A 23,881-nucleotide genomic window follows, 5' to 3' on the forward strand; every position below is an offset into this window, starting at 1 on the left:
CTAGGTTAGCAGGAGGGCGGCCGGACCTAGGGGCGAGCTAGAAGCGGCGGAAGAACTTACCGGGGTCGAGCTCTTCAAATCCGGGCAAGGGCTCAGCGGAAGAGATGCCGGGGGCAGTCTGCTCGGCCGCGAGGCCGATGGCGTTGGCAATAAGCAACTCGCGGGCGGCGGGGTCATCGCTGGAGACGATGAGCTCGGGAATGTCTTCGGGGTCGAAGGGGGTAAGCCAGGTGGCGTCGTCAAGCGGGTGCGCCGAGGGATCGCCCAAGAAAGCTGGGCCTTTGTCGGCGGCGGGATAGTAGCGCAGGAGCGCGGCGCCGCGGGGAGCAACAGTGGGGTCCTCGTTGGCGGCCATGGGCAGGGCGATAACCCCGCCGTCCACAATGGGGGACCAGTCCGCGATAGAAGAAGGGAAGAGGCCCGCAAGATAGTCGCGGTCCTCTTCCTTGGCCAAGCGCACGCCGAGAGAAGAATCAGTCATTCTTCCAAGGCTAGCGGGGTAGGCTACTTGATTTCCAGCAGTACGCTGCCCTTGGTGGTAGCAGCGCCTGCCTCCACGGCCAAGCCGGTAACGGTGCCGGCCTTATGTGCCTTGACGGGGTTTTCCATCTTCATGGCCTCGAGCACGAGGAGGACCTCGCCCTCGGTGACCTCTTGACCTTCTTCGACGTTGACCTTGATGACCGTGCCCTGCATTGGGGAGGTAACGGCATCGCCGGATACAGCGGCCTTGGCGCCAGAGCCCTTGCGCTTCTTCTTTTTGCGTGGGGTGCCGGTGGCGCCGAAGGAGGCGGGGAGGGCGACCTCGATGCGGCGGCCGTCGATTTCCACGGTGTGTACCTGGGACGGCTCTGCCTCTGCAGCCTCGGCATCGGTGGAGTCATCGTGGGCGGGCAGCTGGTTATCCCATTCCTCTTCGATCCACTTGGTGTAGACGTCGAAGTTGCCGTCTTCTGCAGCGAAGGCGGGGTCAGCAACGACAGCCTGGTCAAACGGGATAACGGTGGGCAGGCCCTCCACCGTGTACTCGGACAGGGCGCGGGCGGAGCGACGCAGCGCGGTCTCGCGGTCTGGGCCCCAGACGATGAGCTTGGCCAGCATGGAATCGAATTGGCCGCCAATGACGGAGCCCTGGACGACGCCGGAATCAACGCGCACGCCCGGACCCGACGGCTCGGAGTACTTCACGATGGTGCCAGGGGCTGGCATGAAGTTCGCCGCGGCATCCTCGCCGTTGATGCGGAACTCGAAGGCGTGGCCACGCGGGGTGGGGTCTTCCTTGAGCGAGAGCTCGTGGCCCTCAGCGATGCGGAACTGCTCGCGCACGAGATCGAGGCCGGTGGTTTCCTCGGACACTGGGTGCTCCACCTGCAGGCGGGTATTGACCTCAAGGAAGGAGATGAGGCCATCGGCGCCTACTAGGTATTCCACGGTGCCTGCGCCGTAGTAGCCGGCCTCGCGGCAGATGCGCTTGGCGGACTCGTGGATGGAGGCGCGCTGCTCATCAGTGAGGAAAGGAGCCGGGGCTTCTTCGACCAGCTTTTGGAAGCGGCGCTGCAGGGAGCAATCGCGCGTGCCGACGACGACTACGTTGCCGTGCTTATCCGCCAGTACCTGGGCCTCGACGTGGCGGGCTCGGTCCAGGTAACGCTCTACGAAGCACTCGCCGCGACCGAAGGCGGAAGTCGCCTCACGGGTGGCGGATTCAAAAAGCTCCGGGATTTCCTCTGCGGAGTAGGCGACCTTCATGCCGCGGCCGCCGCCGCCGAAGGCGGCCTTGATGGCTACGGGTAGGCCGTATTCCATGGCGAAGGACTGCACCTCATCGGCGCCGGCTACCGGATCTTTTGTGCCTGGGGCCATGGGGGCCTCGGCGCGCTCGGCGATGTGCCGCGCGGTAACCTTATCTCCCAAGTCACGGATGGACTCGGGGGAGGGGCCAATCCAAGTCAGGCCGGCATCGATGACGGCCTGGGCAAAGTCGGCGTTTTCAGACAAGAAGCCATAGCCGGGGTGGATAGCATCGGCGCCGGACTTTTCTGCGGCGTCCAGAATCTTGTCAAAGACGAGGTATGACTCTGCAGAAGTGGTGCCGCCGAGGGCAAAGGCTTCGTCGGCAAGCGAGGCAAAAGGTGCCTGGGCGTCTGGCTCGGCGTAGACGGCGACGGAGGCAATGCCAGCGTCGCGGGCCGCGCGGATCACGCGAACGGCGATCTCACCGCGGTTCGCCACGAGAACCTTAGAGATCTTTTTGGTTTCTACTGCCACGGCAGCAACCTCCTGAACACATTAGGTTGAATACGCAATCTATTCTTGCACACAAAAGCATGAGTTAATTTTCACGCACGCGAGTGGGGATGTTTTTGAACAAAAATAAACCCACATCCCTGCCGGATATGGGTTTATGTGGCGAAACCGAAAAGTTAACGCTCAATCGGCATTTTCACCATATTGCCCCACTCAGACCACGAACCATCGTAGACCTGCGTCTTTGTGAATCCCAAAAGATGCGTCAACACAAACCAGGTGTGTGCGGCCTGTGCGCCCACGTGGGAGTAGAGAATCGTTGCAGATTCAGGCTCCAACATTCCGTAATTAACCTTGAGCTCCTCGGCCGAGCGGAAGCAGGAGTTGGGATAGTTGGAACGGTCCCACTCGAGGTTGATGGCGCCCGGGATGTGGCCGTGGCGCATGGTGGTTCCGTAGGCGGAATCGCCATTGGGATCGTGCTCGGTGGCCTCGCCCGCAAACTCCTCTGGGGAGCGGGTATCCACGAGCGCTCCTTCGGACTCGCGTACCTGGTCTACGAAGGCACGCAGGACGGAATCATCGCGGCTTACCTCGGGGTATTCGGATACGGGGAAGTCCGGCACCATGAAGGAAGTATCGCGTTCCTCGGCCATCCAGGCATTGCGGCCACCATCGAGCAGGCGAACATCCTTGTGGCCAAAGAGGGTAAATACCCACAGGGCGTAGGCGGCCCACCAATTGGACTTATCGCCATAAAGGACAATCGTATCGTCGGCATTAATGCCCTTGTCCCGCATCAAAGCAGTGAACTCTTTGCCATCGATGAAATCGCGAGTAAGTGGGCTCAGTAGTTCCGTGCGGAAGTTGATGCGGGTGGCGGTGGGGATATGGCCAATGTCATAGAGGAGCGAGTCTTCATCGACCTCGATGACGCGCAGGCCCTTGATGCCTAGGCGTGCGGACAGCCACGGTGCAGACACGAGGCGCTCGGGGTGTGCGTATTCCTGAAATGGGGGATAGGGATCAACGTCAGCCACTGTCCGCCTGCCTTTCCTATAAGGGTTAGTAATTTGCTCCCACCACTTTAACCCGATTTTTCCCGTGGTGATCACTCGGGGATCATTCCTGTGGTGTGCGATACAGAGCTCGGCCGGGGAAATAGAGGCGCCGGCCGGCGGGGTTAGGCAGAGGGGGCAGTTGGCCGCGCGGGGGAGGAAAAGCTGGGATAAACTACGGATATGGTGCGAAAACGTGCTATGAACACCACCTAAGAAGGGAACTGCTAGTGCACAAGGCAATCGTTGCATTTGAGGTAGAGGGCGGCTCCGATAAAGGCGCAGATGGTCACCGTAAGGACACCATGCCGATCGTCAACGCGATCAAGGAACAAGGCTGGGAAGCTGAGGTCATCTACTTCCACCCAGACAAGGCAGAGGAGATCTACGCCCAGGTTTCTGAAAACTTTGATGCTTATATCTCTCGCGTGAACCCAGGCAATATCCCCGGCGGCGAGAAGGGCTACTTCGAATTGCTCACCAAGCTGGCAGACGCCGGCCTGGTAGGCATGTCCACTCCGGCAGACATGATGGCCTACGGCGCCAAAGATGCACTGGTCAAGCTCAATGACACCCCGCTGGTGCCGGACGATACCGTCGCGTACTACGAGGTAGAAGAGCTGCATAATACTTTCCCCACCTCGCTGTCTTATGGTGAGCGGGTGCTCAAGCAAAACCGCGGTTCCACCGGTGAGGGCATCTGGCGCGTGCGCCTCGCGGACCAGGAGCTTGCCCAGGCCGTGGAACCGGGCACCGCGCTCCCGCTCGATACCGCCCTGAAGTGCACCGAAGCAGTAGATAACCAGACCCACGACTACAAGCTGGGCGCCTTCATGGACTTCTGTGACCAGTACATTGAGGGCGATAACGGCATGCTGGTGGACATGCGCTTTATGCCGCGCATTGTGGAGGGCGAAATCCGCATTCTCCTCGTGGGTGACGAGCCGGTATTCATCGTGCACAAGAAGCCAGCGGAAGGCGGCGACAACTTCTCTGCCACGCTCTTCTCCGGCGCAAAGTACACCTACGATAAGCCGGAATCTTGGCCGGAGTTGCTCGAGATGTTCGAGAAGGCTCGCCCCGTTATCGCAGAGAAGCTCGGCGATACCAAGGACGTTCCGCTGATTTGGACCGCGGACTTCATGCTTGACGATGCCCCCGATGGCACCGACACCTATGTCCTCGGCGAGATCAACTGCTCCTGTGTTGGCTTCACTTCCGAGCTAGACATGGGCATCCAAGAAAAGGTTGCCGCCGAGGCAATTCGTCGCGTTCAGGGCGCGAACGCCTAGCGCACGCTGTATTCTGCCAAGTGGCCCCACGGGTGACCGTGGGGCATTTTCCTACCATCCCCCTAAAGCATTTTCTAAGGACCAGATTATGGCTGATAATGATTTCAACTCCGACGGGTTTCCGAAGGATTTTTCTCCGCGCGATTTTTCTGAAACCCCGCGTCACCGCGCCGAGGACGCTGCGAAAAGCGCCGAAGGCGCCGGTGCCTCCGAGGTGAATGAGACTAAGGAATTCGGCTCTACCGATGCCAAGGAGACGAAGTCTTTCGGCCACACCGATAAGCCTGGTGAGCCTGGAAATTCGAGTGACCTTTCCTCCCCGAAGCCGAGCGCGGAGGGCAACTCCTCTGACTTCTGGGCCTCCTCGAAGTCCTCCACCCCAAGCGAGGGCGCTGCTTCCCGTGCGCATAATCCATTTACGGATTCGGCGTCGTCGGACGCTGCTGCGAACGGCAACCAATTCGGTTCCGCCCAGTCCGCTAGCGATCAGCCGGTTTTCGGCGGTTACACCCAGCAGCAGAACACGAACCAGGGATTCGGACAGTTCCCGCCAGCAGGTGAAGCTTCTGTCGATTCCGGCCAGACGCTGGGCAATAAGAAGAGCCAGATGAGTGACACCCTCAAAGGCTTAGGCAAGAAGGACGGCTTACTGGGCGGGCTCTTTGAGTTCGAGTTCAAGCACTTCCTGACACTTACCCACGTGAAGGAAATCTACAAGGTTGCCATGATCCTTGGTGGCATCATGTGGATCCTTCACCTCCTCGGTGCCTTCTTGTTCGCCACCGGCATGGGCATTTATGGCATTCAGGAAGATTCCGCGTCCGCCATCTTCGGAAGCATCTTTGCGTTCATCTTCTTGGCGGTACTGAGCACTGTCATTTACTACGCAATCATGGTCGCCATCAGGCTATTCCTGGAAGCCATGGTGGCTAACGTGCGCATCGCCCAAAACACCGGAGATATCCTGGACAAGATGGACTAGCGCTGTAATGAGCTGCTTGCGCAATTAAGCGAGCAAAGGCGAGCGCCCCGGCGGGATTCCGCTGGGGCGCGCTTTGTTACAGGCAGAGACGTTTAAGTGCCGGCCTAAAAGTTAGTCGTAGGTGCCAAGCTGGTAGCTGGGAAGGTCAACCCACATCCTGTTGAATTCCGCGACTTCGCCGGATACCGGTTCGAGGGAATCGCCCTGTGCCCGCAAGCGCACAGTGTGGTGGGCGGTAATGCCCTCCGCGGTGGTGCGGCTGCGCTCTCCCCACGTGAAATCGACCTCGTTGTCTGAGACCGGGGTGACGCTCTCAACCTTGTGGAAGATGGACATGTCCTTGGCCGGAGCACCATTGACGTAGAAAGCTATGCCATCAGCAATCGAGGCGCCGGTGCCCGCCGGACCGTTCAAGTCGCCCATTGAGCCGCGGAAGATGATCCAGCTAATCGTGGCGCACGGGTCATAGGAGTTGTCGATATCGGCGATCCAGTAATTGAAATCGCTGCCATCATCGGCGGGCATGCGCCCGGGGGCCGTGCCAGAGGCGTAGACCGTGCGCGGGTCGTTGGGCAGCTCCGTGCACTCGCTGTCCTTGGTCTTATCCTGCTGCTGCGTGGTTTCCTCCTCGCCCCCGTCGATGGACTCGGACGGGGAGGGTGCTGCAGCGGAAGCCGCATCGTCCCCGCCGAAGGATTCATCCTCGGCAGATGCTTGGCTGGAAAAGACCGGCTCTGGGGAGGAAGAAGAATCCTCCTGAGCACCGCAGGCGCTCAGCGCGAACGGCACGGCAGCGGTGAGCAGTGCGGCAGCGGAGAAACGGCGTAGGCAGCGCGGTGTCATGGCAGGCATGCGGGAACTCCAGGATTAGTCGAGGAGGGTGGCGACGGAGTCCGGGTCGGCGTCGGAAAGCATCTGGCGAATGCGGTCGTACTCGTCGTCTTCGCCGATGGCCTTGGCTGCGTGGCCGAGCGCGGCGATGGCGCGCAGGACACCCTGGTTCGGTTCATGGGAGAAGGGGATAGGGCCCCAACCCTTCCAACCATTGCCACGCAGGCGGTCGAGGCTGCGGTGGTAGCCCGTGCGCGCGTAAGCGTAGGCGGTGATGAAAGCGGCCGGCTCGGAGCCTTCCTGCTCCTTGAGCTCCTGCTCCGCTAGGAGTGCCCACAGCAGCGGGGAATCGGGGTGGGCAACAATGCCGGCGGCGAGATCCGAGGTGGACTCTGCGCCGGGATCGGCCGGCAGCTCAATGGGTTTCGGGGCAAGCATGTCTTTCATTTCCATGCCACCCCACTGTAGCGACGCCGGCGCGCTGCTACCAGAAATCGGAGACGTTCAGATCAAAGGCATAGAGCGCGCGACGCACCACCGGCAGCGATAGCCCGATAACGGAGGAAGGATCGCCTTCGATGCGGTCAATGAACCAGCCGCCCATAGCTTCCAAGGTAAAGGCACCGGCGCAGTGGAGAGGCTCGCCGGAGTGGGCATAGGCTGCGATATCGGCCTTGCTGGCCTGGGCAAAGTGCACCGTGGTGGTGGACGTTTCCACGTGGCGCTTATCGCCAAGGATAAGGCAGTGGCCGGTCAGCAGCTCGGCTGTGCGGCCGGCTTGCTGGTGCCAGCGCTCAATGGTGGCTTCCTCGGTAAGAGGCTTGCCTTGGAGCTCGCCGTCGAGCAGCAGCATGGAATCGCCGCCAATGACGGGCTCGGTGGGGTAGTGCCCGGTCACCTTTTCAGCCTTGGCGGTGGCGAGGGCCGCCACGATATCGGCCGGCGGGTGGCCCGCGAGCGAGGCTTCGAGGCAGCGCTCGTCAATATCGGCCGGCTCCAATACGGGCTCCACGCCCGCGCCGCGCAGAATAGACGCGCGCGAGGGTGATTGAGAGGCGAGGATAAGCCGCATTAGAAGTACCGCACGGTATGGAAGGCGGAGGGGTTGTAGACGCGCTGCGCGCCAAAGCGCTCGAAGCGCTCGGCCGGGTTGCCCCATTCATTGCGTTCTCCGGCAACGCCCGAGTGCTTGGCGCTCATCTGCGCCAATACGGTGCGCAGGGCCGCGAGCTCATCCTCGGTGGGATTGCCCTTGACTACCTTGATTTCCGGCGTAGACATTTCCCCTCCTAAACGGTTCCGTGCTTCTTCGGTACCTGGGCCACGGCCTTGCGCTCTAGCAGGCGAAGGCCTTCTACCAGGTAGTGGCGGGTTGCAGATGGCTCGATAACATTATCGGCCAGCCCGCGCTCCGCTGCGGCATACGGGTGCAAGAAGAGCTCGTCCATCTCCTCTTCCTTGTCCTCCGAGCCATAAATGGCCAGGGAAGCTTGGGAGGCCTGGGTGACGGCAATTTCCGCGGTGGGCCATGCGTAGACCAGGTCCGCGCCGAGGTCTTTGGCACCCATAAATACGTAGGCCGGGCCAATGGCCTTGCGGGTGATCACAGTGAGCTTGCCGACGCTCGCTTCAGCCTGCGCATAGGCAAACTTCGACGCTCTGCGCAGCAGGCCGGCCTTTTCCTCTTCCGGGGTAGGCACAAAGCCTGGGGAGTCCACGAATTCCACGATGGGAGTATTGAAGGCATCACAGGTACGCACGAAGCGTGCGGCCTTTTCTGCCGCGGCGGAGTCCAGGGCGCCGGCCAGCGCCAGCGGCTGGTTGGCAACGATGCCGACGGCGCGGCCATCGATGTAGGCAAAGCCGGTAACGATGTTTTGTGCCGCCTCGGCAGACAGCTCGAAGAAGGAGCCTTCATCGACGACAGCCTTGATGACCTCGCACATGTCATAGGCCTGCGCGGCGGTATCTGGGATGACGCTATTGAGATCAAAGTCCGGGACGCTACCGGCATCCACGCGCGGCGCCGCGGCGCGGTTATTGGCGGGGAAGTAGGCCAAAACATCGCGCACGAGGGACAAAGCCTGCTTGTCGTCGCTGGCCACCAGGTGTGCGGTGCCAGACTCTGCGTGGGCTGCGGCGCCGCCGAAGGTCTCTGGCTCAGCGCCGGCCACGTGGCTGGCGGCCTGGTGGAGGGCGGTGCCTTGGGTGACTACGAGGACATCGGCAAACGCCGGCGCGAACGCCGCAATGCCGCTGGTATTGCCCGCGACAACGGAAATCTGCGGGATGAGGCCCGAAGCCTGGGAGACACGCGCCATGAGGCGGGCGTATCCGGCCATGGTGACGATGCCCTCTTGCACACGCGGGCCGGTGGATTCATAGATGCCGATGATGGGCACGCCGGTCTTGATGGCGAGGTCATATACCTTGGTGAGCTTTTCGGCATAAACCTCACCCATCGTGCCGTCGAAGATTTCGCCGTCCTGGCTAAAGACGCAGACGCGGCGGCCGTCGATAGTGCCGTAGCCGGTCACTACGCCATCGGTATAGGGGCGGTCATGCTCGCGACCGAAGTCGGTAGAGCGGTGGCGGGCTAGCGCGTCCGTTTCCACGAAGGAGCCCTCATCGAGCAGCTGCGTCACGCGGGTGCGGGCGGCCGGCTCGCCTTCTCCCAGCGGCGCGCGGGACTCGGCGAGCTTGGCGTCCAGGTCCTCGATCTTGCCGGCGGTGGTTTTCAGGTCAGTCATAGGCCCCCACACTACTAGGGCACCCCGGTCAATGCGGAATGGAACGCTGCGGGGACGCGGAGTGGAAAACGATTGTGTGGTAAATGCCGCTACAGTGTGGGCAGTGCATGGAACCTGGGAATTTCTTGGGTGGTATTAGGTTGAAGGGCCCTAATCTGGGGGTGGTGTCTCCTGTAAACATTTAACGGTGCTGGGCAGGTGAGCGCCCATTATTGCACCTCAAGGTAGGTAAAAACATTAGAAAGATTTTCATTCAACTATTGATGTGAGCCCTGTAAGCCCTTATGATTGCCTGAGTCTTCATGAATGTTTCCCCTGATTTTTAACGATCTATTAAGGACGGTCTTCTGGTGATTAAAAAGGGACTGCGTTTGCTCGCACCGCTCGCCGTAGCGGCTCTCTTCACGCCAGTGGCACACGCGGGAGATGTTCCCCCGATGCCGCAGGCATATCCCATTTCCAACCTCTACAAGAGCTGCAGTGCCGCCGGCGATAATGCAGAGCGCGAATGGCGCTTTGCAGAAACCGGCCGCCGCTACATGAGCGACGGCACCCTGCAGTTTAAAAACACCACCAACCAAGAAGTGCCCTACACCGCCGAGGTAGAAACTGGTACCAATCACGAGATTGAAGCCAATTCCAAGGCCAAGCTGCCTTCCGGTTGGGACACCACCGCTAAGTCCGATATTGGTCTGAAGATGACCAACGGCTGGCGCGATAAAGAAACCTTCGGCCCAGTGAAGCTGAAGCCGGGTGAGTCCTTCCGCGTCGAATACGGCGTCATTGAAAAGGACTTCATCTCCATGTTCGTAGGCTGCAACGATGACCGCTTGGAAAACATCCCAGGCGCTAATGTCATCCGCGGTAAGGGCCCGGCCGAGCGCTACGCCTTCGCCTACATCATCAAGGCGGACGGCTCCGTGTCCGATCTGGCCATGGAAATTCCATCCCGTTCCCCGGGTGCAAACTCCAAGCCGATCGAGGGCAACTACACCTCCGTATCCGGCCCGAGCCTAGAGAAGATCGCCGATCCGAAGAAGGACGAGATCATGCAGCCTTCTGCAGATCTGCAGCGCGATCCCTCCTGGCCTAAGGAAGGCGATAAGTGTGAAGCCGGCGATAGCTCCTGGTACCCGCTGGACATCACCGCGGTAAAGCCGACCTACCGGAAGGCTGGTTACTCCACGGACTTCCTCAACTGGTCCAAGGGTGACTACGAGTTTGCACCGGTAACTGACTTCGTCGTTGGCGCCGAGCACGCCCCGTACACCAACTGGCAGGGCAACCGCGGCGATATTCCGAAGGGCTGGCTGGAGTCCGTCGGTGCCGTAAAGCGCGCCTACATGCCGGTCGGCACCGAGCTCAAGCACGTCGACCTCAAGCCAGGCGAGCGCGTGCGTGTGGAGTATGGCACCACCATGACCCGCATTAACTACCGCGAGATTCACTGCGGCAAGAGCGGAAACTACGACCTCACCTCTAACTACAAGCAGACCTCCGCCCCGAGCGGCTTCTGGGCCGAGGCCAAGATCACCGATAAGGACGGCAATACCCGCACCGAGGACGTCACTCCGGACGAATTCCGCGACCTGCCGGTTCCTACCCAGACCATCTACTAAACACCACCCTCATCTACGCAAGGAGAAAATTCCATGTTCAAGTCCAAGATTGCTTCTACCACCGCGGCTCTTGCCGTTGCTTCCGGCCTCATCTTCGCTCCGGCCGCTAACGCTCTGCCGCAGCGCGACCTCGGCCCGGCCAACCCGACCACCATCGGTGAGCGTTGCTCCAACCCGGGCGACACCGGCCAGACCGTTGACATCAAGCGCACCTACTTCGATGGCTCTGCCGGTTCCTGGACCGTGTCCAACTACAACGATGAGCCGTTGCCGGTAACCCGTTCCATCACCGAGACCAAGACCAAGACCTGGAATGTGTCCGCAGGCATTGACTTCAAGCTGATGGACCTCATCAACTTCACCTTCTCCTCCAGCTACACCGATAGCCAGTCCTACGAGGTAGGCGAGCAGGTTGGTCCGTACAACATCGCTCCGGGCAAGACCGCCGTCCTGCGCGCAGGCTGGGTTGTCTCTGACTTCGAGGGCCAGAAGACCGTGTGCGGCTCCGACCACAAGTGGCAGGCCAACGGCGGCACCTTCACCGCCACCCTGCCGAAGGAGCGCCACATCGAGGTCTCCACCCGCGATAACAACGATTGGGGCTAAACGTGAGCAAGACGTCCATCGCTAGCGTCCTCGCGGCGCTGAGCCTGGTGGCCGCTCCTGTTGCCCACGCCGCTGATTTCGGTGGGGACTTTGAGCTGCCCCAGCGCTGGAACGACGACTACAAGCCAGGCACGCATTGCTCGACGCCAGGTGAAAACGGCACCTACGTCACCGCAAAGCGCCGCTGGTTCAAGCAGACCGACGCCACCAGCGTGGCTAATCGCAACGCCGAGGAAGTACCGGTCAAACACACCGTTACCCAGGCTCGCACCCAGACCATCGAGGTCTCCGGATCCGTTGAGGGCACCGGCGAACTGGCCAAGGTACTGACCAAGACCTATGGCTTCAACTACGTCAGCGAGCAGCACTGGAAGCTAAACCAGGTGGTTGGCCCGTACACCCTGCCTGCGAACTCGCAGGGCAAGCTGGTGTGGGGCTTTACCATGCTCGACACTGACGGTCAGGATGTGCGCTGCAACTCTGACCAGCAGTGGGAAGCCCAGGGCAAGCCATATTCGGCCTCCGTGCCAGAAGCGCGCTACTCCGAGCTGCGCCTCGAAGACGCGCCTGAGTGGAACTAGGCCACCACAACTATTAAGCGCCCTCTCGGTTCGTATGGATCGAGAGGGCGTTTTTCTCTGTGGGTTGCGCAGTGCGCCGGTAGGAGAGGAGGCTGCAGCTGCGCGCTAAGGCTTAGGCCGGCAGCCAGGCGTAGCCGTACGGGCCGAGCTCTACTGGGCCCAAGTCGATGGAGCGATCGCTGAAGTTGTGCAAGCACAGCAGATCGCCGCGTTGATAGCCAAGGACGGCTTCCTCGCCCGTCTCTACTGGTTCGCACGGAGCGGTGCCGAGATCCGGATGGGCATGGCGCTCGGCAATCATGGAGCGGACGGTGTTGAGCAACGAGGTGGCGTCATCAAGCTGGGCGGCCACGGAGGTACCTCCCACAACCGGAAGGCGGGAAGGTGCTTTGGTGCTGAAACCAGAGTGCTCGGAATCGTCCCACTGCATCGGGGTGCGCACCGCATAGCGGTCCGGGAGCGTGGTGTCATCGAGCATGCCAATCTCATCGCCATAGTAGATAAACGGTGCGCCCGGCAGGGTCATCAGCAGCGAGAACATGAGCTCCACCTTGCGGCGATCGCCGTTCATCAGCGGCATCAGCCGGCGGGCAATGCCCACATGGGCGCGCATCTCATCATCGGGGAGGAAAGCTTCATACATCAGCTCGCGCACGTCATCGTCCACCATCTCCAGGGTGAGCTCATCGTGGTTGCGCAGGAAGGTACCCCATTGGCAGCCATCCGGCAGGTCGGGCAGCTCGTCGAGGATGGAGTAGACCGGGGTGGCGTCGGCAAGCGCCAATGCTTGGTACAACCGTGGCATAACCGGGAAGTTGAAGACCATGTGGAAGCGCTCGCCGTTGCCATAAAACTGCATGGTCTCGGCCGGAGGCTGGTTGGCCTCCGCGATGAGCACCGCATCTGGGTAGTGGGTGTCCATGAAGGAGCGAATCTTCTCCACAAACTCGATGGTCTCCGGCAGGGACTCGCCGCCTGCACCGTCGCGTTCAAAGAGGTAAGCAATGGCATCAAGGCGCAGGCCGTCCAATCCCTTGTCCATCCAGAAGGACAAGATCTTGAACACTTCCTCCTGCACGGCCGGGTTATCGTAGTTCAAATCCGGCTGGTGGGAGTAGAAGCGGTGGAAGTAGTACTGGCCGCGCTTATCATCCCAAGTCCAATTGGAGGTCTCCACGTCGGTGAAAATGACACGGATTTCGGGGTAGCGCTCCGGGTCATCGCCCCACACATAGAAATCGCCATAGGGGCCGGTGGGATCCGTGCGGGAGGCCTGGAACCACGGGTGGTCGGAGCTGGTGTGGTTGAGCGCCAAATCCGTCATAATGCGCATGCCGCGGCGGTGCAGCTGCGCAATGAGCTCTTCAAAGTCCTCCATCGTGCCGTAATCCGGATGGATGGAGTAGTAGTCCGCGATATCGTAGCCATCATCGCGCAAGGGGCTGGCATAAAACGGCGAGAGCCACAGGCAGTCCACGCCTAGCCACTGCAGGTAATCCAGCTTATCGATGACCCCGCGCAGCGTGCCTACCTCCTTATCGCCATCGGCCTTAAAGGAGCCGACGAGGGCCTGGTAGAAGACGGCATTGTGGTACCAGCTCATGAAAGGTCCTTTCTTTTCGCCCGCCAGGTCAGGTAGGTAAGGAGGCACAGGGCGCCGGCCAAGAGGCCGGGCCAGAGGGCGGGGGAGTCGTGGAAGAGATTGAGTACAGCTTGGATAACCGCGAGGACGCTAAAGAATCCGAGGAAGCCTAAGGCGGTATCCCACAGCATGGCCCGGCGCATTAGGCCTTGACACCGCCCGCGGTGAGACCGGCGACGATGCGGTGCTGGAAGATGAGCACCATGATGACCAATGGGATGGTCACCAACGCGCCGGCGGCCATGGTGGCGGCATAGGGGTACTCGAAAGCGGACGGGCCGGAAAAGCGCGCGATGGCTACGGTCACCGGCTCGGTATCGGTGGTGGACAGCTGCTTGGCCAGCATGAATTCATTCCACGTGGTGATAAAGGCGATGATCGCGGTGGTAAAGAGCGCCGGCGCCGCAAGCGGCAGAAGCACTAGGCGGAAGGCCTGGGAGCGCGAGGCACCATCCACCCGGGCCGCTTCTTCCAGTTCCCAAGGCAGCTGGCGGAAGAAGCTCAGCAGCGTATACACCGTCAGCGGAAGCGCGAAGGAAATATTGGGGATGATCATCGCGCGGTAGGTACCAATCCATTCCAGGTTGCCAAAGAGCTGGAAGAGCGGGGTGACCAAGGCAATGGCCGGGAACATAGAGGCGGCCAGGATAATGCCGGTCACGATTCCCTTCCCCGGGAAGTCATACCGGGAGAGCGCATAGGCGGTAAAGACGCCGATGAGCACGGCCACAGCGGTGGTAACCAGGGAGATAAGCAGCGAGTTACCGAGCGCGGCTAGGAAGTCATTTCCCTTATCGGTAGCCAAGGCATCGCGGAAATTATCCAGCGTGACGTGGGTGGGCCACGGGGTGGTATCGAAGGTGAAACGCTGATCCCGCAGCGCCGTCACCAGCATCCAGTAAAAGGGCGCCAGGCCCCAGAACATGATGAAAATGATGCCGGCGTAGTGTCCGAATTTACGCATTATTTAGCTGCCTTCCTGCCGGAGACATCCGCGCCAAGGAAGCGGATGAGGATAAAGGCGACGACGAAGATGAGAAGGAAAATCAGGGTGGAGAGTGCGGAGGCGGAGTTGAAGTTGCCTTGGCGCATATCCTCTACCACCAGCTGCGAGATAGTCGCGGTGGGGGAGTTGGAGGAGCTAGAAATCATGATGACCGGTAGGTCATACATGCGCAGCGCATCCAGGGTGCGGAAGAGCACGGCCACCATGAGCGCCGGGCGCACCAGCGGGAGCGTGATGCGGAAGAAGGTCTGAATACGGTTGGCGCCGTCCACGCGGGCGGCATCGTAAACGTCCTTGGGAATCATCTGCAGGCCGGCCAGGATGAGCAGCGCCATGAACGGTGCGGTCTTCCATACGTCCGCGATGATGACAGCCAGGCGAGCGTAAAACGGGTCCGTGGTCCAAGCAATGTTCGCACCAAGCAGCGAGTTGATGATGCCCTCCGGGGCGAACATGAACTGCCATAGCTTGGCTGTGACGGCCGTAGGAATGGCCCAGGGGATAAGCACCGCAGCGCGCACCAGCCCGCGGCCGCGGTACTCACCATTCATAATGAGCGCCATCAGCATGCCCAGGATGGTCTCCAGCAGCACGGTAACGATGGTGAAAAAGAGCGTGATCTTAACCGCCGGCCAAAAGTCCGTGGCGATAACGCCCGGCGGGCAGGTAGAAATCTGACCAGTGCCGGAAACACACCGGTTATTAATCCAGTACAGATAATTTTCCAGCCCGGCAAAGCCGCCTTCCTCAAAAAGCCCCGTTTGCGGGTTGAGCTGCCTATTGCCTTGGAAGGACAGAAAAATGGCGCGGATGATGGGGTAGCCGATGATGACGGCGAGCACGATGAGCGCCGGAGCAATCAGCCCGGCCACACGCCCATAATTCTTGCGCTGGGGCTTCGGCACGCTTGCCGACGCCCCCTTCGGCGCCCCCTTGGACGCAGTCGGCGAAGCTATAGCCACGCTGGACCGCCTTTCTGTTCAAGAAATGCTAAGTATTGGCTAGATTCTATCCCCATTAGGGGAGTGAAAACCACAAAGGGTGAGGCGGCGGGGTGTCCGCCTACCTCACCCGGATTGGGCGTTTAGCCCTGGGAAGCCGATTCGATGGCCGCCTTCATATCGGCGGTGGCATCATCTACCGACTTGCCATCCGTCAATGCAGCGTAGGCATTGTCTTGGATGGCCTTGGAAATTGCCGAGTAGAACGGGGAAACTGGGCGTGGTGCTGCGTTCTCCAGAGACTCCTTGAGTGCCGGCAGATACGGGAATTCCTGCTGCAGCTGCGGGTCATCGTAGATGGAAGCCAAGACCGGCGGGAAGGACTGCTCCGCGAAGGACTTCTGGTTGTCCTCGTTGATGATGAACTTCATGAAGTCGAGCGCGGTGCCCTTATTCTTGGAATTGATATTGATGCCGTTGTTATAGCCGCCCAGCGTGGACACGCCTACGCCGTCCTTGCCCAGCGGGGCCTGGACCTCGACGTCGATGCCGGCGTCAACCGCGTTGGAGTACATATATGGCCAGTTCATGGCGAAGGCGGTCTTGCCCTCAGTAAAGGCCATATTGGTTTCTTCCTCGGTGGCGGCGGTGGAGTCCTTGGAAATGGTCTCCTCCTTGTAGGCATCCACCATGGCTTGCAGGCCGTCCTTGGCCTCCTTGGAGTCCACGGTGACGTTGCCGTCCTTATCCAGGACGGAGCCGCCCCAGCCTTCCATAAAGTCGGCGGTGTTGAGTGCCAGGCCCTCGTACTGCTTGAGCTGGGTGGTCAGGCAGTCCTTGTCCTTGTCCAGTGCCTTGCACGCGGACTTAAGGTCCGCGAACTTCTCCGGCGCCTTATCCGCGAGCTCGGTATTGCGGAAAAGCAGCTGTCCGTTGGTGTTTTGCGGCAGGGCATAGAGCACATCGTTATAAGTGGCAGACTCTACGGTGGCCGGCAGAAGCTCATCCGTATTGGTTTCAAAGTCACCATTGAGCGGTTGGAGCCACTGGTTGGCGGCGAACTCTGCGGTCCACACCACGTCGAGAGCCATGACATCGTAATCATCGCTGCCCGCCTGCAGGGACTGCACCAGGGTTTCGCGCTGGGCGTCGGCCTCGCCGGCCAGCTCCTTGAGGGTGACCTTCTCGTCTGGGTGCTGCTCGTTCCATTTCTCGATGATGGGGGTCACCTTGTCCGTGTCATTTTTGCCCATGGCAAAGGTGATGGGGCCGCGCGCATCCGCGCCGCCCTCGGAGGAACCGCCCGCCGCGGAATCGGAAGAGGAGGAAGAAGAGCAGCCGGCCAGTGCCAAAACTGCGGTTGTCGCAACGGTGGTGCGAAGCAGGAATTTCTTCATGGAATTCACCTTTCGGAAAACTTTCGGTTCTTTAAACCTAAAATACGGAAACCAAAAGGTGGATAATTTTGGCCTATTTAACTCTAAATGGGGGTAGTAAAGGGGGATGTGGCTGGCTTGGCCGTGTACCTGTTCTACGACGGCCTAGCTGCCTTCGCGGCTAAGTCTCCTCCGTGGGGAATCGTGGGTGCTAGTTGTATTGACCTTAGATGTTAATTGGTTTGCCGAGATCCGCCCCGCTGGGTAGACTCTGCCGCATGTACTCAGGCATCGCTTCCATGAAGCTGCGTTCCGTCCGCTGACGGCGGCGGGACCCCTTCTGATCTTTCGTCTGCCGTCCTGGCCATCTGCCGGGCGGCCATCTTGTGCTGCCCGGCTCCATGACGAGCTGAGAGTATGCAATGCCAAACACACCAACCTTGCGGTCATGTGTGTGGAGTGGAACGCCCCAAGGGCTCGCCGCACACATCCGCGCTGAATCAATCCACATCACCTTGGGGGACAGGCACCTCCTGAACGGGCTGGACGTCACCGTCTCCGCCGGCTCACGTCTGGCGATCGTCGGGGACAACGGTCGTGGCAAGACCACCTTGCTTCACATTTTGGCCGGGCTCCTGACCCCTGACTCGGGAGTAGTGACCCAGATGGGTTCCCGCGTCTTGGTTAAGCAGGACATGTCTGCCGAGGGTAACCGCACCGTCGGCGACCTCATCGCCGAAGCGACTGCTCCCTCTAGGTCTGCGCTCGAGGCCCTTGACGTCGCGAGCGCTGCACTCGCCGCGGGTGACGACGCGGCCGATGCCTATTCCGCAGCGCTCGAGACCGCCACGCTACTGGACGCCTGGGACGCAGAAAGGCGGGTGGACATCGCACTGGCAGGCCTTGACGCCTGCAGCGACCGCGCTCGCATCCTGTCGACCTTGTCGGTCGGACAACGTTACCGGGTCCGGCTCGCCGTCGCACTTGGATCGACCCCCGACCTGCTCCTGTTGGATGAGCCCACCAACCACCTGGATGCTGAAGGACTGTCTTTTCTAACCGAGCAACTGCGTGACCACCCTGGTGGCCTGGCTCTGGTCAGTCACGACCGCGCGCTGCTGCATGATGTGGCGACGACCTTCCTGGATCTCGACCCGACCCGAGATGGTGTCCCGCGAACCTACTCGGGCGGCTACAAAGGCTGGATTGAAGGCCGCCGACGAGAACGCCTCAAGTGGGAACAGGATCACGCCGCCCAGGTTGCCCGACACGAGGAACTGACACGCGCTGCAGCCGAGGCGCGCTCCCGCCTGTCCCAGGGTGGATGGAGACCTGAAAAGGGCACAGGCAAGCACCAACGCGCCACACGCGCTGCTGGAGTGGTCCAAGCCTTCAACCGACGTATCGAAGACCTGAAAAGTCATGAAATCGGCGTCCCGGCGCCGCCACTGCGTCTTGCGTGGCCCGCCTCGGCAACCCGTGCCGGACAGAGCATCATGAACGCCACCCAGGTTACTGTGAAGGACCGATTGGACGCTCCGGTTTCGGTCGACGTGAACGGCGGTGACCGGTTGGTGGTCACCGGACCGAACGGCACGGGAAAATCCACCCTGTTGGCACTTGTCGCAGGGCGGCTGGCCCCCACCACGGGACATGTGCGAGTTAATCCGAGAGCGCGCATCGCTCTGCTGTCCCAAGAGGTCCCCGACTGGGACCGCTCCAGCCCCGCACACGAGGTCTATGAGGCGTACCTGACGAAGCTAGGCCGTCGAGCTCAGGCGCCGTCCCTCGGCTCGCTCGGGCTGCTGGAAGCCTCCGCAACCGGCACGCCGGTGGGGCGCTTGTCGCAAGGACAGCAACGCCGTCTCCACCTGGCCATGTGTCTGGCCCAGGATCCAGACCTGCTGCTCCTGGACGAGCCCACCAATCATCTGTCCTCGATCCTCGTTGATGACATCACCACCGAGCTGCTGCAGACCTCCTGCGCGGTGATCGTTGCCACGCATGACCGGCAGATGCTCCACGACCTGGCCGACTGGCCCCACCTGAACCTTGACCTGAAGGACATGCCATGAACCCGCTTCACCCCTTGACCATCACCACGTACCGTCAGCTGTTCGCAGCGATGGTGCTGACCATCTTCGCCCAGGGTGCCTGGGCCCTCTACCTTGCCATGCAGACCCTCGACCTGGGCGCCACGCCAGCCACCCTGTCGGGTGTCGTAGTCTGGAGCGGCATTGGCCTGCTTGCAGGATCCCTCCCAGCTGGCGTAATTGCAGACCGGATCCCCAATAAGTCCGTCATCGTGGGCGTGCTCACCCTGAACCTCGCTATCGCGACCGCGACGTCCACGGCAGCAATCCTCGACATTGTTACCTTCTGGATGCTCGCGGTTTCCGCGTTCATTATTGGCACTTCAACCGCCTTCTTCTTCCCCGCCTACACGGCGCTGGTGCCAGTCCTGGTGGACGGTGACGACTTAATGGCCGTCAACGGCCTCGAAGGTGCCGCCCGCCCGTTGGTCGGACAGGCAATTGCGCCCGCCGCCGTCGGAGCGGTCATCGGTGCCAGCATGCCCGCCGCTGGCGGATACCTCATCGCAGCAGCACTCGGACTTGCCCTGCTTGCGGCTCTGCAGCTTCCCGCCCCCACCCGCGCCGAGCCCGAGACCGACGGTGCGGAAGACTCACTGATCACCGACCTGCTCGACGGCTTCCGCTACGTTTCCCGCACACGTTGGGTCCGCTCCAGTGTCCTGTTCGCGGCCGTAATGGGACTGGTAGTGACTGGACCACTCGAAGTCCTCCTACCTGCCCTCATGCGCTCATCGCATGACAACGGACCTGCACTCTACGGCACCGTCCTGGCTGCCCTCGGCGCGGGCGGGGTGGTGGGTTCTCTGCTAGCTGGGTCGTGGCGCACACCGGAACGCTTCCTGCCGGCCATGGTCGGTGCCTGGGTGATCGGATGCCTGCCCCTGTCCATCCCGGCGCTCACCAGCAATTCGTGGGCCATCGGCGCAGGCCTCGCGTTCTACGGGGCGCTGATCGGGATCGGAATGGTCATCTGGGGAGCAGTACTCCAAGAACACGTCCCCTTGGAGATGCTCGGCCGGGTCGCCAGCCTCGACTTCTTTATATCCATCGCCTTCATGCCTCTGTCCATCGCTCTCACCGGACTCCTCAGCCGCCACATCGACATCAGAACTCTGTTTATCGCCGCCGGACTAGTGCCACTGGCCACGGGAGCACTCCTCGCAGCCCTGGGACAACTCAAGATGCCGCAGAAGACGCTTGTCGAGGCAGGAGAGGATTAATGCATGCCAACGCCATCCTCACACCTCGCCACCGCTCGGAGGTCGCCCAACTCCTCGTCGACGACGGATGGCCGATTAGCGAGGTCGCTGCCCGCTTCCAGGTCTCATGGCCGACCGTATCCTCTCGTCTTGCCATTTCAACCGGCTGACTCGCGTCGGCCGCGCTACGAGCATGACCACCCCGGAGCAAGCCCTACGACCCGTGGATAGGCACGGTCTACGTCCACGCCGTCATCGACGACTACTTCTGCCTCGTCTACGCCGAGATTCACGATGGCGAAACCGCAATCACCGCCACCGCGGTCCTGGTGGGGTTGGCGAGTGATTCAACGCCCACCGGTATACTTCCGAAGCCGAACGCCGCGGTGAGCTCCACGCCTGGCTGCATTACTACAACCGGCATCGTCCCCACACTGCGTGTGGAGACCAGCCGCCGTTTTCACGTTTGACTTACCGCTCCGGTTAGTTCAGCTAGTCCTAGGCGATGCGACGGCCCGTTTCTGGATCGAAGCGGTGCGCCTCGCGTGGGTTGAAGGTCAGTACCACCGCTTCACCCCGCTGCGGTGGGGTACCTTCGGCGCGGGCAACTAGACGATTGTCGCCAACGGTGACGTAGACATAGGACTCGGCTCCCAGCTCTTCCACAATGTCCACCACGCCTTGGAAGCCCACCGGGCCTTTGTTGATAAACATCTTTTCTGGGCGCACGCCTACGCGGGAACCGTTGTAGTCAAAGATATTCATGGCTGGTGAGCCGATGAAGCCGGCGACGAATTCGTTCGCGGGGGCGTCGTAAAGCTCGCGCGGCGGGGCAACCTGCTGCAGCTCGCCGTCCTTGAGCACCGCCACGCGGTCACCCATGGTCATAGCCTCCACCTGGTCGTGGGTGACATACACCGTCGTCGTACCCAGGCGCTGCTGCAGGCTGGCCAACTCCGCGCGGGTCTGTACGCGCAGCTTGGCATCCAAGTTAGATAGCGGCTCGTCCATAAGGAAGGCCTTCGGCTCGCGCACAATAGCTCGGCCCATAGCCACGCGCTGGCGCTGACCGCCGGACAGATCCTTGGGCTTGCGCTTGAGATACTCGGTCAGGCCGAGCGTTTCCGCCGCCTCGTGCACCTTGGCTTTGATCTCGGATTTGGGAAGCTTTGCCAGCTTCAGGGCAAAGCCCATGTTTTCCTCCACCGTCAGGTGCGGGTAGAGGGCATAGTTCTGGAAGACCATGGCGATATCGCGATCACCTGGCTCCAGGTCGGTCACGTCCTTGCCATCGATGGTGATGCGGCCGCTGGATGTAGGTTCCAGCCCCGCCAGCGCACGTAGCGTCGTGGACTTGCCGCAGCCCGAAGGGCCAACGAGGACTAGGAATTCGCCGTCCGCGATATCGAGGTCCAAGTCTTTTACCGTGGGCGCGCTCGCGCCGGGGTAGGTGATGTTGACCTTTTCAAAAGTGACCTTTGCCATGCGCAACACACTAGCACCATTGGCGGCCGGTATCCTTGAAGCTTATGACTGCACTTGATTTGGAACGCATTCGCACTGCGCTGGCAGACGATTTCACCACCATCGATTTCGTGGAAAAGACCGGCTCCACCAATACCGATTTGATGCAGGCCACCAACGTTGCGGATGGCACCGTGCTGCTTGCCGACGAACAACTTTCCGGCAAGGGCCGCCTCGGCCGCACTTGGACCGCGCCGGCCGGCTCCCAGGTCATCTTCTCCGTGCTCTTGCTGCCGGAATCCCTCGAGCAGCTAGGCACCCTACCGCTGGCCGCGGGCCTCGCGGTGACCGATTCGATCGAGGGCACCGTGCTGAAGTGGCCAAACGACGTGCATATCGACGGCAATAAACTGTGCGGCATCCTTGCCGAGGCCGGCCCCGTGGGCCAAGCCTTCAAGGCCGCGCCAAAGACCGAGCTCACCAAGGTGGAGGTAGGCAAGGCTGAGGTCAACAAGGCCGAGGTCAACAAGGCCGAAGTAAATAAGGCTGAAGTCAATAAAGCAGAGGTTAATAAGGCAGTAGGTGGCGCCGCACCATCTGCGCGCGTCGTCGTGGGCATGGGCATCAATGTCACCCTGACTCGTGAGGACCTACCTATTGAAAAGGCCACCTCGCTCGCGCTCGAAGGCCGCGATACCGACCGCACCGAGCTGGCCATTACCGTGTTGAAGAACTTGCGCCGCCGCATCGTGCAGTGGGAGAACCAAGATCCGCAGCTCCTGCGCGACTACCGTGCGGTCTGCTCCTCGCTTGGCCAGGAGGTGCGCTTGGAAACTCCGTCCGGCGATGTGACCGGGCACGTCGATGAAATCGGCGAGGACGGCCGCATCATGGTCGCCGGCGAGTACTACTCCGCGGGCGATGTCACGCACCTGCGCCCACAGAAGTAGACACGCGAGGTAGCATCCTTAGCTATGGGACTAATGAAGATGGGCCAAGGAGAGGTCAAGCGCGCGGATGTCTCCGCGCCGTTTCGCGCGCTGATTTTCCCCTTCCTCGAGCTCATCCTCATCACCGGCCTGCTGTGGATCGCCATCGGCTGGTGCGATGTCCAAGCAGTAGACCCGATGCTGCGCAACGGTCTCGTCGCGGTATGGGCGCTGCTGGGAATCTGGCGCTTTCTCATTCCTCTTTATAAGGCCCGCCGCAAGCGCTTCATCGTGACTAATAGGCGCGTCATCGCGCGCGAGGGCCGCAATGTCGATTCGATTCCGCTGCAGGATATCCGCGGCGCCCGCAAGCGCCGGGGAGGGGTATCTCTAGCGATTCACGGCTGGGACCGGGCCATGTATTTTCCCAATGTGGCCAAGCCCAAGCGGGTGGCCGAGATTATTAATGATCGCCCTTGGTTTTAACCTCGGTGGTGTGCAGCTGGCTATCTAGATCCTCAGGGGCGAGGTTGGCTCGGCTGAATTCTTGCGTCAGCGGCAGGCGCAGCTCTAGGTCGGAGGCGGGGCAGAGTTCAACCGTTGCCTTATCCACTACATAGTCCAGCACGTGGCCACCGGAGGTGCGGGCGGCGTCGATAAAGTGCACGTGGCAGCCCGGTACCGAGATTCCCTTTTCATAGACGGGGGTGCGGAAGCCGCCGATGATGCCCTCGACGTCCTTAAAATGCAGCTCCTTGTCGCCGCCAACGGCCTCGGACATTGGCGGGTAGGGCTTTTCTTGCTTGACCACCGTGCGGGTGGTCACCTCCTTGAACGTGCCCACGATGCGTACCGCATACATGTAGTTAGCGGAGGGCTCGAGCTTATCGATGAACGCGGAAAGCTGATCGCGGCGCAGGCTCGCGGGGGCGTCGGCAGTAATGCGCGGGACAAAGTTCGTGGCCACCGCGTAAGGGGTGCGCTGGTCTAGGTCTGCAATCTGCGCGGAGCCATCGCCACGCAGCTGGTAGCAGGTGCCATCCAAAATGATCATCTCTCCGTCGAGGCCATCAAAGGTGCCGAGGCCAAAATTGCCCTTACCAAGCAGTTCCGAAATGGTCATTTCGCCGTCATAAATGCCGTCCAGCAAAGCGGTCATGAGGGAATTTTGGAAGATGGTATGACGAGTGAACATAGTATCCAGGCTAGTATTGGGGGACGTGAGTGACTTAAAGCCTATTGTAACTGTTTGTGGCGACGGC

The 23,881-nt window shown here is 61.0% G+C and carries 24 protein-coding genes and 1 pseudogene; 10 read left to right on the forward strand and 15 right to left on the reverse strand.

Annotation, left to right across the window (positions count from 1 at the left end):
- Nucleotides 1–37 precede the first annotated feature (37 nt).
- The 3 genes from MHY13_RS01910 to MHY13_RS01920 all read right to left on the reverse strand — a co-directional run bounded on the left by MHY13_RS01910 (nucleotide 38) and on the right by MHY13_RS01920 (nucleotide 3,287).
- Nucleotides 38–481 carry a hypothetical protein gene (locus MHY13_RS01910; protein ID WP_204610052.1) on the reverse strand — a complete coding sequence of 148 codons (444 nt, stop codon included), beginning with the start codon at nucleotides 479–481 and terminating at the stop codon, nucleotides 38–40.
- Between the two features lie 23 nt (nucleotides 482–504).
- Nucleotides 505–2,268, reverse strand: coding sequence for an acetyl/propionyl/methylcrotonyl-CoA carboxylase subunit alpha (locus tag MHY13_RS01915; protein ID WP_239280337.1), 1,764 nt, complete (start codon nucleotides 2,266–2,268; stop codon nucleotides 505–507).
- 155 nt (nucleotides 2,269–2,423) lie between these two features.
- Nucleotides 2,424–3,287 (reverse strand): sulfurtransferase, encoded by an 864-nt coding sequence (locus tag MHY13_RS01920; protein WP_005322559.1) that lies wholly within the window; start codon nucleotides 3,285–3,287, stop codon nucleotides 2,424–2,426.
- Nucleotides 3,288–3,535: 248 nt separating this feature from the next.
- Between MHY13_RS01920 and MHY13_RS01925 the strand changes: the two genes are divergently transcribed.
- Both MHY13_RS01925 and MHY13_RS01930 read left to right on the forward strand, forming a co-directional pair.
- Nucleotides 3,536–4,597 carry a Cj0069 family protein gene (locus MHY13_RS01925; protein WP_239280339.1) on the forward strand — a complete coding sequence of 354 codons (1,062 nt, stop codon included), beginning with the start codon at nucleotides 3,536–3,538 and terminating at the stop codon, nucleotides 4,595–4,597.
- A gap of 88 nt (nucleotides 4,598–4,685) precedes the next feature.
- Nucleotides 4,686–5,579, forward strand: a complete 894-nt coding sequence (locus MHY13_RS01930; protein ID WP_239280341.1) for a DUF4282 domain-containing protein — start codon at nucleotides 4,686–4,688, stop codon at nucleotides 5,577–5,579.
- A 111-nt stretch (nucleotides 5,580–5,690) separates the two neighbouring features.
- Here the strand turns inward: MHY13_RS01930 and MHY13_RS01935 are convergent, their stop codons facing one another.
- From MHY13_RS01935 to MHY13_RS01955, 5 genes are read right to left on the reverse strand one after another with little or no spacing between them, the layout of a single operon-like run.
- Nucleotides 5,691–6,431: a hypothetical protein gene (locus MHY13_RS01935; protein ID WP_239280343.1), complete on the reverse strand. Its 741-nt coding sequence runs from the start codon at nucleotides 6,429–6,431 to the stop codon at nucleotides 5,691–5,693.
- Between the two features lie 15 nt (nucleotides 6,432–6,446).
- Nucleotides 6,447–6,863, reverse strand: coding sequence for a DUF3151 domain-containing protein (locus MHY13_RS01940; protein WP_204610045.1), 417 nt, complete (start codon nucleotides 6,861–6,863; stop codon nucleotides 6,447–6,449).
- Between the two features lie 31 nt (nucleotides 6,864–6,894).
- Nucleotides 6,895–7,482 carry a nucleoside triphosphate pyrophosphatase gene (locus MHY13_RS01945; RefSeq protein WP_239280345.1) on the reverse strand — a complete coding sequence of 196 codons (588 nt, stop codon included), beginning with the start codon at nucleotides 7,480–7,482 and terminating at the stop codon, nucleotides 6,895–6,897.
- Entirely contained in the window at nucleotides 7,482–7,691 is a 210-nt protein-coding gene (locus MHY13_RS01950; RefSeq protein WP_239280347.1) for an acyl-CoA carboxylase subunit epsilon, read from the reverse strand. The genes MHY13_RS01945 and MHY13_RS01950 overlap by 1 nt, the downstream gene beginning before the upstream one ends.
- Nucleotides 7,692–7,699: 8 nt before the next feature.
- The gene (locus MHY13_RS01955; RefSeq protein WP_239280349.1) at nucleotides 7,700–9,160 is read right to left on the reverse strand and encodes an acyl-CoA carboxylase subunit beta; all 1,461 of its coding nucleotides are present in this window, start codon (nucleotides 9,158–9,160) and stop codon (nucleotides 7,700–7,702) included.
- 350 nt (nucleotides 9,161–9,510) lie between these two features.
- Between MHY13_RS01955 and MHY13_RS01960 the strand changes: the two genes are divergently transcribed.
- From MHY13_RS01960 to MHY13_RS01970, 3 genes are read left to right on the forward strand one after another with little or no spacing between them, the layout of a single operon-like run.
- The gene (locus MHY13_RS01960) at nucleotides 9,511–10,779 is read left to right on the forward strand and encodes a hypothetical protein (protein ID WP_239280351.1); all 1,269 of its coding nucleotides are present in this window, start codon (nucleotides 9,511–9,513) and stop codon (nucleotides 10,777–10,779) included.
- Nucleotides 10,780–10,812: 33 nt separating this feature from the next.
- Entirely contained in the window at nucleotides 10,813–11,385 is a 573-nt protein-coding gene (locus MHY13_RS01965; protein ID WP_198492602.1) for a hypothetical protein, read from the forward strand.
- A gap of 2 nt (nucleotides 11,386–11,387) precedes the next feature.
- The gene (locus tag MHY13_RS01970; RefSeq protein ID WP_239280353.1) at nucleotides 11,388–11,966 is read left to right on the forward strand and encodes a hypothetical protein; all 579 of its coding nucleotides are present in this window, start codon (nucleotides 11,388–11,390) and stop codon (nucleotides 11,964–11,966) included.
- Between the two features lie 112 nt (nucleotides 11,967–12,078).
- Here MHY13_RS01970 and MHY13_RS01975 read toward each other — a convergent pair whose 3' ends face one another.
- From MHY13_RS01975 to MHY13_RS01995, 5 genes are all read right to left on the reverse strand, one after another.
- Nucleotides 12,079–13,569 (reverse strand): alpha-amylase family protein, encoded by a 1,491-nt coding sequence (locus tag MHY13_RS01975; RefSeq protein ID WP_239193376.1) that lies wholly within the window; start codon nucleotides 13,567–13,569, stop codon nucleotides 12,079–12,081.
- On the reverse strand, nucleotides 13,566–13,751 hold the full coding sequence (locus MHY13_RS01980; protein ID WP_236587053.1) for a hypothetical protein: 186 nt from the start codon (nucleotides 13,749–13,751) through the stop codon (nucleotides 13,566–13,568). Before MHY13_RS01980 ends, MHY13_RS01975 begins: the two co-directional genes overlap by 4 nt.
- Complete coding sequence (locus MHY13_RS01985; protein WP_239193378.1) at nucleotides 13,751–14,572, reverse strand: carbohydrate ABC transporter permease; 822 nt, start codon at nucleotides 14,570–14,572, stop codon at nucleotides 13,751–13,753. Before MHY13_RS01985 ends, MHY13_RS01980 begins: the two co-directional genes overlap by 1 nt.
- Nucleotides 14,572–15,519 carry a carbohydrate ABC transporter permease gene (locus tag MHY13_RS01990; protein ID WP_239280469.1) on the reverse strand — a complete coding sequence of 316 codons (948 nt, stop codon included), beginning with the start codon at nucleotides 15,517–15,519 and terminating at the stop codon, nucleotides 14,572–14,574. The genes MHY13_RS01985 and MHY13_RS01990 overlap by 1 nt, the downstream gene beginning before the upstream one ends.
- 179 nt (nucleotides 15,520–15,698) lie before the next feature.
- Nucleotides 15,699–16,952 (reverse strand): ABC transporter substrate-binding protein, encoded by a 1,254-nt coding sequence (locus MHY13_RS01995; RefSeq protein WP_239280355.1) that lies wholly within the window; start codon nucleotides 16,950–16,952, stop codon nucleotides 15,699–15,701.
- A gap of 401 nt (nucleotides 16,953–17,353) precedes the next feature.
- Between MHY13_RS01995 and MHY13_RS02000 the strand changes: the two genes are divergently transcribed.
- The 3 genes and pseudogenes from MHY13_RS02000 to MHY13_RS02010 all read left to right on the forward strand — a co-directional run.
- Nucleotides 17,354–19,006 (forward strand): ABC-F family ATP-binding cassette domain-containing protein, encoded by a 1,653-nt coding sequence (locus MHY13_RS02000; RefSeq protein ID WP_239278901.1) that lies wholly within the window; start codon nucleotides 17,354–17,356, stop codon nucleotides 19,004–19,006.
- Nucleotides 19,003–20,247, forward strand: a complete 1,245-nt coding sequence (locus MHY13_RS02005) for an MFS transporter (protein ID WP_239228946.1) — start codon at nucleotides 19,003–19,005, stop codon at nucleotides 20,245–20,247. The genes MHY13_RS02000 and MHY13_RS02005 overlap by 4 nt, the downstream gene beginning before the upstream one ends.
- Nucleotides 20,247–20,695, forward strand: a pseudogene (locus tag MHY13_RS02010) (integrase core domain-containing protein); the annotation flags it as partial. The gene MHY13_RS02005 and the pseudogene MHY13_RS02010, both read left to right, overlap by 1 nt.
- Nucleotides 20,696–20,724: 29 nt before the next feature.
- Here MHY13_RS02010 and MHY13_RS02015 read toward each other — a convergent pair.
- Nucleotides 20,725–21,711, reverse strand: a complete 987-nt coding sequence (locus tag MHY13_RS02015) for an ABC transporter ATP-binding protein (protein WP_239228957.1) — start codon at nucleotides 21,709–21,711, stop codon at nucleotides 20,725–20,727.
- Nucleotides 21,712–21,755: 44 nt separating this feature from the next.
- On the opposite strand from MHY13_RS02015, the gene MHY13_RS02020 reads away from it, so the two are divergent.
- Nucleotides 21,756–22,640, forward strand: a complete 885-nt coding sequence (locus tag MHY13_RS02020) for a biotin--[acetyl-CoA-carboxylase] ligase (RefSeq protein WP_239280357.1) — start codon at nucleotides 21,756–21,758, stop codon at nucleotides 22,638–22,640.
- Between the two features lie 24 nt (nucleotides 22,641–22,664).
- Entirely contained in the window at nucleotides 22,665–23,105 is a 441-nt protein-coding gene (locus MHY13_RS02025) for a hypothetical protein (RefSeq protein WP_049359539.1), read from the forward strand.
- Here MHY13_RS02025 and budA read toward each other — a convergent pair.
- Nucleotides 23,083–23,814 (reverse strand): acetolactate decarboxylase, encoded by a 732-nt coding sequence (budA, locus tag MHY13_RS02030; RefSeq protein ID WP_239280359.1) that lies wholly within the window; start codon nucleotides 23,812–23,814, stop codon nucleotides 23,083–23,085. The genes MHY13_RS02025 and budA overlap by 23 nt on opposite strands.
- Between the last annotated feature and the right edge of the window lie 67 nt (nucleotides 23,815–23,881).

It is taken from the genome of Corynebacterium sp. ACRPE, assembly GCF_022347435.1.
In the GTDB taxonomy this organism is placed as follows: domain Bacteria; phylum Actinomycetota; class Actinomycetes; order Mycobacteriales; family Mycobacteriaceae; genus Corynebacterium; species Corynebacterium tuberculostearicum_D.